Source organism: Dyadobacter sp. 676 (assembly GCF_040448675.1).
Taxonomy (GTDB): Bacteria; Bacteroidota; Bacteroidia; order Cytophagales; family Spirosomataceae; genus Dyadobacter.
The window spans coordinates 213,275-228,857 of the sequence record NZ_CP159289.1; the positions used below are offsets into that span (position 1 = coordinate 213,275).

The following is a 15,583-nucleotide window of genomic DNA, read 5'->3' on the forward strand; positions in this document are numbered from 1 at the left end:
GGGAGCAGGCTTCGCGTTTTTTATGTTCAGCAGGGTCTATTCACCGTGCATCCATGCCTTTTTGGCAAGTAAAGTCTCTTCTTCTTCCTCGTTGTCCGGGTCGGGCACGCAGCAGTCTACCGGGCAAACCGCAGCGCACTGGGGTTCCTCATGAAAACCAACGCATTCGGTACATTTATCTGAAACTATATAGTAAAACTCGTCTGAAACAGGGGCCTGTTTTTCTTTGCCACTTACGATGGTGCCATCACCGAAGTCCACTTCATCTAAACTCGTTCCATCCCCCCAAGTCCATTCCACACCTCCTTCATAAATTGCTGTATTAGGGCATTCTGGCTCACACGCCCCACAATTTATGCATTCATCGGTTATCATTATAGCCATAGTCGCCGGATTGTTTATATTTGTTGCTATTCTTCTGTTTAGGGTAACAAATATAACTATTTATAGTTTCCCAACAATCAGAAAAATAAAAAGGGCACTTGCCATTTAACTTTTTAGAGTCAGAGTAGAATGATATCAAGAATTCGGAGAATAAATGCATTCATCCGTCTCGGCCAGTTCATCGGCGACGCGGCAAACGAAGAAACGATCGCGGAGTGGGTAGCGGCGGCAAAAAGCAGGAACAACTGGTTTACACCCGCCAATGTACGCTTGTCGCTCAATGCGATTGCCGAACAGTATTTAAATGAAGAAAAACTAAAAGAACTGGGCCGAAAGCTATCCCGAGCCTGCTCAATCGCGTAAAATTGGCGTGGTAATGGCCGGCAATATCCCGGCCGTAGGCTTTCACGACGCCCTGTCCGTGCTCGTAAGCGGCCATACGCTGCTTGCCAAACCCAGCTCCGACGACCCGCTGCTCATCCGCGCGTTGCTGGCCCGGCTGATCGAAATCGAGCCGGAATTCAAGGATTACATTCATTTTGTGGAAAGATTGAACGAGTCCGACGCCTATATTGCCACGGGAAGCGACAATACGGCCCGCTATTTCCACTACTATTTTGCCAAAAAGCCCAACATCATCCGTAAGAACCGGACGTCGGTCGCTGCGCTGACAGGCGATGAAACGCGTGATGAACTGCGCGCATTAGGTACCGATATCCTGCAATGTTTCGGCCTCGGCTGCCGCAACGTATCCAAAGTATTTGTCCCGTCCGGATATGACTTTACCGGGTTTTACCAGGCAATCGAAGACATGGCCGACGACTACGTCCACCATCACAAGTATTTCAACAATTACGAGTACAACAAATCCATTTACCTCGTAAACCGCGTGGCACATTCGGACAACGGCTTTTTGCTCGCAACCGAGAGCGAAGCGCTGGTGTCGCCGATCAGCGTGCTGCATTACCAGCCTTATGACTCGCTAGAAGAACTGAAAGGATCGATCGGCCAATCGGAAGAGAAGATCCAATGCGTGGTTGCTAAACCGGAACTGCATCTGGCCGGCTCCCTGCCTTTCGGCGCCGCCCAGTCACCCGGCCTTTCCGACTACGCCGACGGCATCGACACCATGACTTTCCTCTCCTCGATAGACTAGGCCTTCCCTGCCCTTCCCGATGGCCCATTCGAGGAAATCGGGAAGGGCTTTTGCCCACGTCTCGGGATTATGCGTTCCTTCTTTCACTTCCAGGTACCGGATATCCCGCCCCCAGGCATATCCTTTCCGTTCCAGTTCGGCAATGCATTCGAGTGTATCCTGGACAGAATCGATCACACCGTCGCTATCACGGTCGTCGTCCTCGTCCCGGGTACCGCACTGAAACCAGAATCGCAGCGGAGCCGTCCGCCCCGCGTTCCGGATTTGCCGGTGCATAATGCGATCCGTTTCGGCATAACCCTCTTCGAGCCCCTTCTGCCGCCACCACAGCGAACCCGAGAAGACACCCGCCTGGGCGAATATCTCCGGATGGTTCCAGACGGCGTCGAGCGCCATCAGGCCTCCCAACGAACAGCCGGCGTAGGCAACACCGGCTGTGACGGTATTATAATGCCCCGTCAGGTAAGGGAGTAATTCCTTTAATATAAATGAAGTCGTACACCCCGCCCTGTCGCCCCGGCCCGCATAGTCGGGCTGGCACGCGGTCCCGTACTCGTATATGCGCGCCTCGCCCGCATGTATGCCCGCGATCACGCACGGGGCGATCTTCTCCTCGGACTGCAAAGCCGCGGCGGTTTCCACCATGCGCAATGCCTCAAAATCCTGCCCGTCGTTGAAAAGCACCAGCGGATAAGTTACGGTCCGATCAAAACCGGCCGGCGGCAATACGGTCACAGTCACTTCCCGGCTCAGGAATGCGGATGGTAAAAGCACGTTTTCGGGTGAGATTTTAGGGAAAGAAGCGCCTGATTTCACTGCAAATACACGAACTATGGATGGAAATAAAACCCGAAAGTTAATAATTTGCTTCCTATGATTTGTTTTGTATATTTCATTTATCAACTATAAACCGTCTCTGTTTGGAAGAGAAGTACATTAAATACTATTCTCATCATATCGACAAAGATGTGGAGATGCTTGTTTTCGGCAACTGGGGCTACCCGATTCTTCTCTTTCCAACCACGCTGGGGCGGTACTACCAGGCGAAGGATATGGGGCTGGTCGAATCGGTGCGATGGCTGGTGGAATCGGGCAGGTATAAACTATATTTTGTGGACACTATCGATGCCGATTCGTGGTACGGCAAGCACCTCGCCCCGGAGCACCGCGTGTTGAACCACATTCAATACGATAGATTTCTAAAAAACGAGCTGGTACCCTACATCAGAAATGAATGCAATGTAGGCAAGATCGGCGTCGCAGGTTGCAGTTTCGGCGGTTTCCACGCCGCTAACTTCGCCTTCCGCCATCCCGATATGGTCGCTTACCTGATCAGCATGAGCGGGATCTTCGACATCCGCGGCTTTATGGACGACTTTTACGACGACGCGGTTTATTTCAATAATCCTGTCGACTTTATGCCCAACGAACAAGGCTGGCGCTTCGGCCACATGAAGATCGTGCTCGGGACTTCCGACTGGGATATTTGCCTGGATAGTAACATCCGGATGTCGAACATTCTCAACAACAACGGCATCGAACACTGGCTCGACATCCGTGGCTGGGAAAAGCACGACTGGCCGCTCTGGAACAAGATGTTTCCCGATTACCTGTCGCGCATTGTTTTGCAATAATCAAAAACACAACTCAAAACCTGAATATGAAAAAGATTGGAATTTTGTTTGGAATGGAAAACACCTTCCCGAACGCATTTATCGAAAGGGTCAACAGCAAAGGTGAGGACGGCATTATCGCAGAAGCCGTTACCATCGATAAAGTGATACAAGCCGCACCGAATGAATATGCCGTAATTATCGACCGCATTTCGCAGGACGTGCCGTTTTACCGGTCTTATCTGAAAAATGCCGCGCTTACCGGCACCGCCGTGATCAACAATCCGTTCTGGTGGAGTGCCGACGAGAAGTTCTTTAATAATGCATTGGCGGAAAAGCTGGGCATACCGGTGCCCAGGACCGCGCTGCTTCCCTCAAAACAACGCCCTACCAACACCTCCGAGACCTCATTCCGCAACCTCGCATTCCCCATGGCGTGGGAAGAGATATTTCAATATGTAGGCTTTCCCGCGTACATGAAACCACACGACGGCGGCGGCTGGAAGAGCGTTTACCGCGTTGTGAACCCGCAGGATATGTGGATCAAACACGAGGAAACGGGCCAGCTGGTGATGATGTTGCAGGAAGAAATCGTATTCGACGACTATGTGCGCTGCTATTGTATTGGCCAGAAAGATGTGCTGGTAATGCCTTACGAACCGCGCAATCCGCACCATTTACGCTACGCCGCCGACTTGAAAGTGCAGGGTGAGGAACGTGAAAAGCTGCTTGAAACTATTAAAGATTATACATTGAAACTCAATATCGCATTGGGTTACGACTTCAATACCGTCGAATTCGCCGTACGCGGCGGCATCCCGTACGCGATCGATTTCTGCAACCCTGCGCCCGACGCGGACATTTACTCCGTAGGCCCCGATAATTTCGAATGGGTAGTGGAAGCTGCGGCCAATATGGCTATCGAAAGGGCGAAAAAACAGGCTCCGGGCCAAATTAACCTTACCTGGGGAACATTTATGAACCAGGCGGTGAATGGTATTCCGGCAGCCGTCGCGACGGCTGCCGGGCCAGTGGAACCGGCAAAAACCAAAGCTCCGGCGAAAACAGCGGAAGAAGCGCCTGCTGCCACAAAGGCTCCGGCCAAAAGCGCCGCGCCTGCCAAAGCACCGAAAGCTGCGCCGGCAAAGCCCGTAAAAGAAGCGGCACCCTCCGCCACGGAAGTGAAAGTAAAAGCCGTGACTCCGAAAAAAACGGCCAAATCCCTGGGCGCCATCGCGACCGAGCCTATCGCCGAGGCGGAACCCAAAGTCCCGACCAATCGAGCGGCCGTTACCAAAGCACCCGCTAAAAATTCCAAATTGAAGAAATCCTGACGAACTAAAATTCAGCCGCTTTTACATTATGGCAACATTCACACTAGGAATTGAAGAGGAATTTCAAACCATCGACCCGGTTACCCGCAACCTGCGGTCGCATATGTCAAAGTTGGTTGAAGACGGAAGAATAACTTTAAAGGAGCGTGTAAAAGCGGAAATGCACCAGGCGGTGGTGGAAGTCGGGACCAATATCTGCCATAATATCCGGGAAGCGCGGGAGGAAGTCACCTATCTGCGCAAAATGATCCTGGACCTGGCCGAAAAGCAGGACCTGCAAGTAGCTGCCGCCGGCACTCACCCTTTCGCCGACTGGGTGGACCAGCTCATTACCGACGACCCGCGGTACGACCGGATCATCGACGAGATGCGCGACGTCGCCCGTGGGAACCTCATATTCGGACTCCACGTGCATGTGGGGATCGAAAGCAGGAACGAAGGCATTCAAATCATGAATGCAGTACGGTACTTTCTCCCGCATATTTATGCCTTGTCGACCAACTCGCCGTTCTGGTGCGGGCGCAATACGGGTTTCAAGTCGTACCGCTCCAAGGTTTTCGATAAGTTTCCCAGGACCGGCATACCCGACTTCTTTTCGAGCGCGGCCGAGTACGACGAGTATGTTGCATTGCTGGTCAGGACAAACTGCATCGATAATGGCAAGAAAATCTGGTGGGACATTCGTGTGCACCCGTTTTTCAACACCATCGAGTTCCGCATGTGCGACGTGCCCATGCGTACGGACGAGACCATATGCCTGGCCGCGATCATGCAGGCGCTCGTGGCGAAAATCCATAAGCTGCACAGCAAGAATCTGAGTTTTCGCCCGTACCGGCGAATGCTGATCAACGAGAACAAATGGCGTGCGGCGCGGTATGGCATCCATAGCAAGCTCATCGATTTTGGAAAGCAGGAGGAAGTGGAATATAAAATCCTGATCCGCGAGTTACTTGAATTCATCGACGACGTGGTGGACGAGCTGGACAGCCGCAAAGAGATCGAATACATTCACCAGATTCTCGAAATGGGCACCGGCGCCGATCGCCAGCTAGCCGTTTTTGAAAAAACCGGCAGTTTGAGCGCGGTAGTAGATTATATTGTTTCAGAAACCAAAATCGGAATTTGTTAAGAATTAAATCAAACTTTTAATCCGAAACCCGAACTAATCAGGAACACATTTGTTAAAAATAGGTTACCCGATTTTATCACTTAAAGGCCGGTTTTGCTGACACCAACCGGCCACAGACCGAAATGACCACTAATGACAGACATTTCCGGATTGCGATCCTGGACATGTACAACGGCCATCCCAACGAGGGAATGCGATGTATTAAAAAGATCATCGCCGCATTCGGAGTGCAGGAAGGCGTGCCGGTTGAATTCACTGTTTTTGATGTAAGACAAAAGCTCGAAGTGCCCGGAATGGACTTTGACGCATACATTTCTACGGGCGGTCCGGGCAACCCGGCGCCTGTCGGCGAGGCATGGGAGAAAAAGTTCTTTGGGTTTCTGGATAAAATACTGGTTTACAATGCAAAACGGCAGAACCGCATCAAAAAGCATTTGTTCCTGATTTGTCATTCGTTTCAAATGGCCTGCGTCCACTGGGAACTGGCCGCGGTGAGCAAGCGGCGCAAAACTTCTTTCGGCACATTTCCGGTTCATAAAACGTCGGCCGGGCGCAAAGAGCCGTTGCTGAATGCATTGAACGACCCATTCTGGATTGTCGATTCGCGCGATTTCCAGGTTACCCAGCCCAGTCAGTTTGCATTCGATGCCATGGGCGCGAAGCTGCTTTGTCTGGAAAAAATCCGTCCACATGTACCGCTGGAACGCGCCGTGATGGCAATCCGCTTTTCAAATGAAATTGTGGGCACGCAATTTCACCCCGAGGCCGACGCAGAGGGAATGCTGCGCTACTTTTTAAAAGAAGACAAAAAAGGAAGCCATTATCAAAGCGCACGGCGAGGAAAAATACAACGATATGATCGCGAACCTGAACGACCCGGACAAGATTTCGATGACCGAAGCCGTCGTGATACCGACATTTCTGAAAAACGCGTTCAATAAAACGTTCCAGCCAGCCTATGCATAAGCAAGCCCGGGAAGCGTTCAACAACTCCTTTACGGAGAAAAAGTACGAGGATTTTGTCGAATCGCTCAGTTCGGCGTTTCCCGGACAGCTGGATTTCAGGGTGGCGGAAACGCCTGTTTTTGTACCCAAAGAATTGAAAGAGAAGATCATACGGGCATCGGATCATATCATCGCCACGCTTACCTCTCCTGACTTCCGGACAAAGACGGACCGTGCCGTGCCGTCGAACCAGCACGTGCCCGGCGAGAACGCGCATACCTCATTCCTGGCAATCGACTATGCCATCTGCCGGAATGCCGCAGGCGAGCTTGTCCCGCAGCTCATTGAATTACAGGGATTTCCGTCCATATTTGGCTATCAGGCATTTCTTTCCGAATCATTCAGAGAGTTTTTCGATGTTCCCGGGAATTTCAGATACCTGTTTGGGGCGGCTTCGCTTGACGAATACGTGTCTAAACTGAAAGCGCTGATCCTCGGCGACGAAGAGCCGGAGCATGTGATTTTGCTTGAAATCTTCCCCGAAAAGCAGAAGACACGCATTGATTTCGCGGTTACCCAGCAAATGCTGGGCATTCAGCCGCTATGCTATACGGCATTGATCCGCGAAGGCAGGCAGCTGTTTTACGAAAAAGACGGCCGCAGAATCCAGGTCAAACGCATTTATAACCGCCTTATTTTCGACGACCTCTTTACCTATCCTGACTTGCAAACCAGCTATCATTTCACCGACGACGTGGACGTGCAATGGGTAGGCCATCCCAACTGGTTTTTCCGTATCAGCAAGTTCGCCATGCCTTTTTTGAATGGGGAATTTGTGCCGGAAACGCGGTTTCTGAGCGATTATAAGGATGGTTTCCCCGCCGATCTTCAAAATTACGTGCTGAAACCCCTGTTCTCTTTTGCGGGTTCCGGTGTACAATTGTATATCACAAAAAAGGACTTGGAGGCTATTCCAGACCCGGAAAATTATATCTTGCAGCGAAAAGTCGCCTACGAACCCGTGATCCAGGCGCCCGACGGCCTCGTGAAATGCGAAATCCGCATGATGTACGGCTGGCCCGACGATGCCGAAAAGCCCGAGTTGCTGATCAGCCTGAGCCGATTGAGCCGGGGCGAAATGATCGGCGTCCGGTATAACAAGGATTTCACCTGGGTGGGCGGCAGCGCCAGTTTTTTTGAATATTAGAATGCATATTTCACATCGCCAGCATTTTTTTGACCACCTCGCGCAAACTTCCGATTTCCCGCTTGCCCTTGAAATAGAAAGAGCCGAGGGCGTTTATATGTACGGTCCGGACGGTAAGTCTTATATGGACCTGATCTCCGGTATCGGCGTGAGCAACGTCGGCCACCGGCACCCCAAAGTGCTGGAAGCCATTCATGCCCAACTGGACAAACATATGCACCTGCTCGTGTACGGCGAGTACGTGCAAAGCGCGCAGGTGCAACTTGCGAAAGCGTTGTCCGACACGTTACGCCTCAGTGCCCCCTACCCCTCGCCCTTCGGCCTGATCGACAACGTGTATTTTACGAATTCGGGCACCGAGGCGGTGGAGGGCGCCATGAAACTGGCGAAACGATTTACGAAACGGCGTGAATTCATTTCCTGCTACAATGCCTATCACGGCGCGACGCAGGGTGCGCTGAGCCTGGCCGGTGCGGAGTTTTTCAAGCGGAATTTTCGTCCGCTACTGCCGGGCGTAAAACATATTCAGCACGGTTATTCCCCTGATCTTGAAAAAATTACGGATCAAACTGCCGCGGTCGTTATCGAAGTGATCGGTGGAGAATCCGGCGTACGCATACCGGATGCCGATTACCTGGTCGCATTGCGCCGCAAATGCGATAAAACCGGCGCTTTATTAATCCTCGATGAAATACAGACGGGCTTTGGCCGTACCGGAAGTTTCTGGGCATTCGAGCAGTACGGTATTTACCCTGATATTCTGCTGAGTGCCAAGGGCATGGGCGGAGGCATGCCTATCGGCGCTTTCATGGCATCGCAGCGAATCATGAAAGTGCTGAAAACCAACCCGATACTGGGACATATTACGACATTTGGCGGGCATCCCGTTAGCTGCGCCGCCTCGCTGGCTGCATTGCGGGTAACCCTCGACGACCAGCTGCCCCAGGCGGCCATCGTAAAGGGCGAACTCTTTAAAGCACTGTTAATTCATCCGAAAATCAGGGAAATCCGAGGAAAAGGCCTTATGCTTGCGGCGGAAATGGAATCGTTCGAGAAGTTAAAAGATACCATCGACCGGTGTATCGAGCGGGGCGTCGTCACCGACTGGTTCCTTTTTTGCGATAATTCCATGCGCATTGCCCCACCGCTCACCATTACCGAAGCGCAAATCCGGAAGGCCTGTGCCACTATTATCAACGTCCTGAATGCTTGAACGATATGAACTATTCCATTCAAAATGATCATTTAAAGATCTCGGTGCAGGAAACCGGCGCCGAGCTTTGCCAGATCCAGTCGATCGTAACCGGCAAGGATTTCCTCTGGAATGCCGATCCGGCCGTTTGGGCCAGCTATGCGCCCGTGCTTTTCCCGGTAATCGGGGCCATTAAGAATGGTTTTGTGAAATACAAAGGAGGCGAATACGCGGTGCCTCGCCATGGAATGGTCCGCAACAACACAAATGTTAGACTGACGAACCAAACAACTGACAGTCTAACATTTACATTAAAATACAGCGAAGAAACGCTGGCCATTTACCCTTTCCGGTTCGAATTTCAAATTACCTACCGGCTTGAAGGTAAAAGGGTGGTTGTCGATCATAAAGTGATTAACCACGACGCTTCCGAAATGCTCTTCTCATTGGGAGGCCACCCTGCATTCAAATGCCCGCTGCATGAAGGCGAGGTTTACGAGGATTATTACCTTGAATTCGAGGCCATTGAAAACGACTCGACCTGGCTGCTTGAAAAGAACGGACTGGTAAGCGATATTACGAAACCGGTTCTCGAAGATACTAATGTGCTGCATCTGAACCGCCACTTGTTCGACAACGATGCATTGATTTTCAAACACTTAATCTCCAAACAGGTAAGTCTGAGAAGCACCAGATCCGGACAGGTCATTACAGTTTATTACAAAGATTTCCCCTATCTCGGCATCTGGGCAAAACCCGGTGGTCATTTCGTCTGCATCGAACCCTGGCTCGGCATCGCCGACAGCGCGGATTCGGATCAGAATTTTGAGACGAAAGAAGGAATTTTGAAGCTGAAAGCGGGTGAGACGTTCGAAGCGAGTTTCACGATCGAAATCAACGAATAGCCATCTTCGCTTGCTTCGTGGTCGTCCCTTACGGAATTCCAGGATTTGCGTATGATAATTGGCTATGATACTGCGGCGCTACGCGACATGGCGTTGGTAGTGGCGATCGAACAGCCGTTCCGAACAACAATACGCTGAAATTCCAATGATTTTATAGTGCATGACGGATTAAGATAGATAAACGATAACTATTTGCCCCATGCATGGCAAATAAAAAAGCCCCGTCACCGGGGCCTTTAACTCTTTCACAAATCAGCGATTATCAAACGGTCGCTTCGATTTGCGCATTCAATTTATCTTCAAGGGTTGTTTTGGGAACAACGCCTACAACTTTATCTACCAATTGGCCGCCTTTGAAAATCATCAGCGTAGGGATACTCCGAATACCAAATTTTGCAGGTACCGAAGAATTCATATCCACATCCATTTTACCGATAACCGCCTTGCCTTCGTACTCACCCGCAAGCTGCTCCACAACCGGACCGATCATTTTACAAGGCCCGCACCACTCAGCCCAAAAGTCAACAAGTACTGGTTTCTCACCCTGAATCAGTTCGTCGAAGGTGCTATCGGTAATTTCAAGTGCTTTTCCCATGTTTTAAGTGTCTAAAATGTTATTTATCAATCTGGGTTAATAAGGAATATTCATATCTAAAAGTTCCTTACTTAAACCAATAGGGATCAGTTTAGGGAGAAATTCACGCCGTGGAAACCCCTTAGCACCTTAAACAGCTCATTACTAGGCGCTACCCTGTAACCGCGCGACAACATTTCAACTTCCAGGTGCGTCTCCGGGTCCTTCACCGTCATGCTCACCTGGCAGCCTCCCGGGTGGCTTCCGAACGTTTCGTTGAGCACATGAATGAACTGCGCGTCGATTTGATCCAGCGTAAGGTTGATCTTGATTTTTCTGCACATTTTCTCCATGATTTCAGGCAGCAGTTGTATCTGCGAAATCTTGAATTCGAACTGATCCTCCTGCTTCCAGCGGTTCTGGACTTTGCCTTTGATATACAGGAACTGACCGGTTTGCAGATAATTTTTAAAACGAATATAATCTTCGCCTCCGATCAGCATTTCCATGGCGCCCTGGTAATCTTCTATTTTAAAGATCATGAACAAACTACCGTTCTTGGAAATCCGTTCCTGCGCGCTCGTAACGATACCGGCCACATTGATTTCCTTTCCAAAATACCGTGGTACCCGTTCGCCTTCGTGGATTTCCAGGACTTTATCGAGCGTACAGGAGCAAAAATTATCCAGCTCGGTACGGAAAGTATCGAGCGGATGGCCTGAAATGTAGAAGCCTACCACCTCCTGCTCGTAACGGAGCTTGGCCAGATCGTCCCAGGGTTCGATATCGGCCGCTTTCGGCTTGGCCAATGTAGAACCGCTGTCACCCAGCATTCCGAACAACGATGCCTGTGCGGATGACTTTTCGGCATGGTAGTTGTTGGCGTAGCGGATCAGCTTCTCGATGAACGTACCATTCTCCCCGGCCTCGGAGGCAAAATACTGCGCACGATGGTAATCGGTGAAGCAATCGAATGCGCCCGCGTATGCCAGACTTTCCAGGGTTTTCTTGTTGACGGTACGCAGGTTGACACGTGTTATGAAATCGAAAACATCCTTGAACGGGCCGTTTTTCATCCTTTCTTCGATAATGGATTCCACCGCCGCATCGCCGCTGCCCTTCACGCCCGCGAGCCCGAAACGGATTTCGCCCTTTTTGTTTACGCTAAACTGCCGCTCCGATTCATTGATATCCGGCCCGAGAACCGGTAATCCGAGGTTTTTACATTCCTCCATAAAGAATGTAATTTTATCGATGCTGCCGAGCGAGCTCGTCAATACCGAGGCCATATATTCGGCGGGATAATGCGCTTTGAGGTAGGCCGTTTGATAAGCCACGAATGCGTAGCAGGTCGAGTGGGACTTGTTGAATGCGTAAGACGCAAATGCCTCCCAGTCGGTCCAGATCTTTTCGAGCTTCTTGGGGTCGAGGCCCTTTTCGGTGCCGCCTTTCATGAAGTCGCCTTTCAGCTTGTTCAGCGTTTCGATCTGCTTTTTACCCATGGCTTTCCGCAGCGTATCCGCCTGACCCTTCGTAAAGCCGGCCAGTTTCTGCGACAAGAGCATTACCTGCTCCTGATACACCGTAATACCATAAGTATCAGCCAGATATTCTTCCAGTTCAGGCAAATCGTAAGTCACTTCTTCCTGACCATTCTTCCGGCGGATAAAGTTGGGGATGTACGCGATCGGGCCCGGGCGGTACAATGCATTCATCGCAATAAGGTGCTCGAAACGGTCGGGAATGAGGTCGCGCATGTACTTCTTCATCCCGTCGGATTCAAACTGGAATATCGCATTGGTGTCGCCGCGCTGGAAGAGTTCAAAAACCTTCGGGTCGTCCAGCGGTACATCGTCGATCACAATATCTATGTCATGGTTATTCTTGATCATCCGGAGGGCTTCTTTGATAATGGACAAGTTCCGGAGACCCAAAAAGTCCATCTTGATTACGCCCGCGTCCTCGATGATTTTTCCCTGATACTGGGTAATGAGAAAGTCGGAATCTTTAGAGGTACTTACAGGAATGATCTCCGTCAAATCGCTGGGTGCGATAATGATACCCGCCGCATGGATACCGGTGTTCCGGACGGTACCTTCAAGTCTGCGTGCCTCCTGCAAAACACTGGCCTGCAAGTCGTTGCCCATTGCAATGGCGCGCATTCGCTTCACATTCTCCAGTTCATCGGGCGAAATGCCCTCCTTTTTCATGAGACTACCCTCCCCTTCCAGCGGCGCAGTGAAAATACGGTTCAGTGTCATATTGTACGTCGGCTTGTCGGGAACGAGTTTGGCCAGCGCATTCGCTTCGGGCAACGGCAGGTCCATCACCCGCGCCACGTCCTTAATCGCCGATTTGGCGGCCATTGTACCATAGGTCACAATCTGCGCAACCTGGTTATAGCCATATTTTTTCACCACATAATCGATCACTTTCTGACGACCGTCATCGTCGAAGTCGGTATCGATATCGGGCATCGAGATACGGTCGGGATTCAGGAAACGCTCAAAAAGCAGGTCGTATTTAATAGGGTCGATATTGGTGATCCCGATACAATAGGCAACCGCCGAGCCCGCCGCCGAACCACGTCCCGGGCCGATGAAAACGCCCATTTTGCGCCCCGCTTCAATGAAATCGGCCACGATAAGGAAGTAACCGGGAAAACCCATGTTCCGGATCGTTTGCAGCTCGAAGTTGAGCCGCTCCTCGATTTCTGGCGTCACCACGTCATATTTCTTGCGCGCCCCCTCGAACGTGAGGTGCCGCAAGTACTCCCACTGGTTCAGAACATCGGCGGTAAGCTCCTTCTTGCCCACCATTTCCGACAGCGTATGCGTCTTGAATTCGTCGGGAATCGGGAAGTTGGGCAGCATGATATCTTTCCGGAGATCGAGCGTTTTGATTTTGTCTACGATCTCATTGGTATTGTCCAGCGATTCGGGCAGGTCGTTGAACAATTGCAGCATCTCCGCCGTATTTTTGAAATAGAACTGATCGTTGTAGAAGGCGAAACGCGAACCTTTCGGAATACCTTTTTCGTCGTCAAAATCCTTAGCCGACGGCGTGCTTTGCTTGTCGCCGGTGTTGATACACAGCAAGATATCGTGGGCGTTCCAGTCCTCACGGTCGACATAATGTGAATCGTTCGAGCAAATGATCTTCACGTTGTACTTCCGTGCGAACTTGACAAGCACCTCATTCACGATATACTGGTCGCGAATATCGTGACGCTGCAATTCCACGTAAAAATCGTCCCCAAACAAATCCAGCCACCACCTGAACTCGCGTTCGGCAGCTTCTTCGCCCTGGCGCAGGATCGTTTTGGGAATGATGGCGCCAATGCAACAGGTGGTGGCGATCAACCCCTGGTGATATTGCACGATCAGGCTCTTATCGATCCTCGGGTATTTACCGTACATCCCTTCGATAAAACCCAGCGAACACATTTTCACCAGGTTTTTATAGCCAATCTCGTCTTTGGCCAATAGCAACTGATGGTGACGGACGTCCTTTTTATCCTTCGTAAACTGCTGGACTCTCCTATCCTCGACCACATAAAATTCGCAGCCGACGATCGGCTTGATGCCTTGCTTGTTCCCCTCGGCCACAAACTCGAACACACCGAACATATTGCCGTGGTCGGTAATGGCGACGGCGGGCATGTTATCCTCCTTGGCCTTCTTGAATAGCTTTTTAATATCGGCAGCACCGTCGAGCAGCGAGAACTGCGTATGACAGTGCAAATGTGAAAATTGCATATTAAACGGGTTGTAATGGGTCTTGCAGCCTGGTGAAATCGGAATCAGCGTGTCGGGTCAATGCTCCTCCGCTTCCTCATACAATACATAATTCATATAATCGGTAAACGGTTTCAAGAGCTTGATGCCTTTCAAAACCTTGTCGCCGAAGTCCTTCGAAGCCACCTCTTTATCCGTATAGCGATGCATAAAGAAAAGTTGCTTGCGTTTCAGCAGCTCGATTTCCGGGTGGTCCTTGGCATAACCCTTCGGCATCGTTTTCAGGCTTTCCCCGTGGATTTCAGGAAAATAGCTATGAAATTCCTTTTCGTGGATAATGCTTTTCAGTTCGTCGGCATTGTAATCGATCTCCTGACGGAAACGGGCGAGTTGCTCGGTTGTAACCTCCCACATTCCACCGCCCAGGAACGACTGGTCGCCCGGCTGGATTTGCAGGTAGTAGTCGATCTTGCCCGAACTTTTGCCACCCGGGCCGATGCCGGCGGCCAGATTTTTCTTGTACGGGTCCTTGTTTTTCGAAAAACGGACATCCCGGTAAATGCGCAGCATACAGTCTTTGACCTGCACATTTCCCAGGTCTTGAAACTTCCCTACCTCCGTAATCAGGTACCCGACCAGCTTTTCCATATCCGCCTTCGCGGCTTCGTACGATTTCTTATTTTCCTGAAACCACTCCCTGTTATTGTTTTCGGCTAATTGACTGAGAAAGTGCAGCGTTTTAGAATCCATGTCGTGTTGGTGAAGGTATAAAATTCAAATTTACTACGTTTTCTGGTTCAATTTAACGAATTTTGGGATTAAGAAAAGGCTAATGCTTACCCGAAAACGCTAACCTGTTGATAGCTATGAATGTGCAGTATTTGTCGAATGAAGAAGGGAAAAGGGTTGCTGTCCAGATCTCGATGGAAGAATGGGAAGATATGCAACTCCGCCTTAAAAAAAGTAACTTTTTAGAGTCGTTCACGCAGTCCCTGAAAGAGTTAAAGATGATGCGGGACGGTAAATTGCCCAAACCGGACATTAGCGAGTTATTCAATGACTAGGGTCACCTTCGTACCGCATTTCAAGAGGGAGTTTAAGAGGTTGTCCAAAAAATTCCCCTCGCTGGAAGCGGACATGAATGGCCTTGTCAGTCAGTTAAGTAAAAAGCCGGATCTTGGTACCCCCCCTTGGCGGAAATGTGTTCAAAATTCGCTGGCCAGTTAAAAGTAAGGGCAAGGGCAAAAGCGGCGGTGTGAGAGTAATTACATATTATGTTACAGAAGACGGCGAACTGTACTTACTTACCATTTATGACAAGTCGGAGCAGGAAAGCATTGCTCCAAGGCAAATCCGTCAGTTAATCGAAACAATTTTTAACTAATACCTACATCCGGATCCAGTTCC

General features: G+C 50.5%; 15 protein-coding genes and 1 pseudogene. 11 read left to right on the plus strand and 5 right to left on the minus strand.

Translation table 11 applies throughout. The features are described from left to right. Positions 1-36: 36 nt before the first annotated feature. The gene (locus ABV298_RS01110; RefSeq protein ID WP_353720364.1) at positions 37-384 is read right to left on the minus strand and encodes a 4Fe-4S dicluster domain-containing protein; all 348 of its coding nucleotides are present in this window, start codon (positions 382-384) and stop codon (positions 37-39) included. A gap of 129 nt (positions 385-513) precedes the next feature. Between ABV298_RS01110 and ABV298_RS01115 the strand changes: the two genes are divergently transcribed. Both ABV298_RS01115 and ABV298_RS01120 read left to right on the plus strand, forming a co-directional pair. Continuing rightward, positions 514-747: a hypothetical protein gene (locus tag ABV298_RS01115; protein ID WP_353720365.1), complete on the plus strand. Its 234-nt coding sequence runs from the start codon at positions 514-516 to the stop codon at positions 745-747. Between the two features lie 13 nt (positions 748-760). Beyond that, complete coding sequence (locus ABV298_RS01120) at positions 761-1,540, plus strand: acyl-CoA reductase (protein ID WP_353720366.1); 780 nt, start codon at positions 761-763, stop codon at positions 1,538-1,540. Here ABV298_RS01120 and ABV298_RS01125 read toward each other — a convergent pair. After that, positions 1,475-2,314, minus strand: coding sequence for an alpha/beta hydrolase-fold protein (locus tag ABV298_RS01125; RefSeq protein ID WP_353720367.1), 840 nt, complete (start codon positions 2,312-2,314; stop codon positions 1,475-1,477). The genes ABV298_RS01120 and ABV298_RS01125 overlap by 66 nt on opposite strands. Positions 2,315-2,460: 146 nt before the next feature. On the opposite strand from ABV298_RS01125, the gene ABV298_RS01130 reads away from it, so the two are divergent. The 7 genes and pseudogenes from ABV298_RS01130 (at position 2,461) to ABV298_RS01160 (ending at position 9,865) form a co-directional block, all read left to right on the plus strand. Continuing rightward, on the plus strand, positions 2,461-3,174 hold the full coding sequence (locus ABV298_RS01130) for an alpha/beta hydrolase-fold protein (RefSeq protein ID WP_353720368.1): 714 nt from the start codon (positions 2,461-2,463) through the stop codon (positions 3,172-3,174). 26 nt (positions 3,175-3,200) lie between these two features. Further along, positions 3,201-4,487 carry a glutathione synthase gene (locus ABV298_RS01135; protein ID WP_353720369.1) on the plus strand — a complete coding sequence of 429 codons (1,287 nt, stop codon included), beginning with the start codon at positions 3,201-3,203 and terminating at the stop codon, positions 4,485-4,487. Positions 4,488-4,515: 28 nt separating this feature from the next. Continuing rightward, entirely contained in the window at positions 4,516-5,616 is a 1,101-nt protein-coding gene (locus tag ABV298_RS01140) for a carboxylate-amine ligase (protein WP_353720370.1), read from the plus strand. Between the two features lie 122 nt (positions 5,617-5,738). Then, positions 5,739-6,582, plus strand: a pseudogene (locus ABV298_RS01145) (GMP synthase). After that, positions 6,575-7,768, plus strand: coding sequence for a hypothetical protein (locus ABV298_RS01150; protein WP_353720371.1), 1,194 nt, complete (start codon positions 6,575-6,577; stop codon positions 7,766-7,768). The pseudogene ABV298_RS01145 and the gene ABV298_RS01150 overlap by 8 nt, the downstream one beginning before the upstream one ends. Before the next feature lies 1 nt (position 7,769). After that, entirely contained in the window at positions 7,770-8,981 is a 1,212-nt protein-coding gene (locus tag ABV298_RS01155; protein ID WP_353720372.1) for an aminotransferase class III-fold pyridoxal phosphate-dependent enzyme, read from the plus strand. 5 nt (positions 8,982-8,986) lie between these two features. Next, positions 8,987-9,865 (plus strand): aldose 1-epimerase family protein, encoded by an 879-nt coding sequence (locus tag ABV298_RS01160; RefSeq protein ID WP_353720373.1) that lies wholly within the window; start codon positions 8,987-8,989, stop codon positions 9,863-9,865. Between the two features lie 262 nt (positions 9,866-10,127). On the opposite strand, the gene trxA is transcribed toward ABV298_RS01160, so the two are convergent. The 3 genes from trxA to ABV298_RS01175 form a co-directional block, all read right to left on the minus strand. Then, entirely contained in the window at positions 10,128-10,460 is a 333-nt protein-coding gene (gene trxA, locus ABV298_RS01165) for a thioredoxin (protein WP_012780045.1), read from the minus strand. An 86-nt stretch (positions 10,461-10,546) separates the two neighbouring features. Next, complete coding sequence (gene dnaE / locus ABV298_RS01170) at positions 10,547-14,197, minus strand: DNA polymerase III subunit alpha (RefSeq protein ID WP_353720374.1); 3,651 nt, start codon at positions 14,195-14,197, stop codon at positions 10,547-10,549. 57 nt (positions 14,198-14,254) lie between these two features. Next, positions 14,255-14,926, minus strand: coding sequence for a DUF2461 domain-containing protein (locus tag ABV298_RS01175; RefSeq protein ID WP_353720375.1), 672 nt, complete (start codon positions 14,924-14,926; stop codon positions 14,255-14,257). Positions 14,927-15,042: 116 nt separating this feature from the next. Between ABV298_RS01175 and ABV298_RS01180 the strand changes: the two genes are divergently transcribed. Together ABV298_RS01180 and ABV298_RS01185 are read left to right on the plus strand one after the other, a co-directional pair. Further along, entirely contained in the window at positions 15,043-15,240 is a 198-nt protein-coding gene (locus tag ABV298_RS01180) for a hypothetical protein (protein WP_353720376.1), read from the plus strand. Between the two features lie 137 nt (positions 15,241-15,377). Further along, a complete protein-coding gene (locus ABV298_RS01185) occupies positions 15,378-15,560 on the plus strand; it encodes a hypothetical protein (RefSeq protein WP_353723120.1) in 183 nt (60 codons plus the stop codon). The last annotated feature ends 23 nt before the right edge of the window (positions 15,561-15,583 follow it).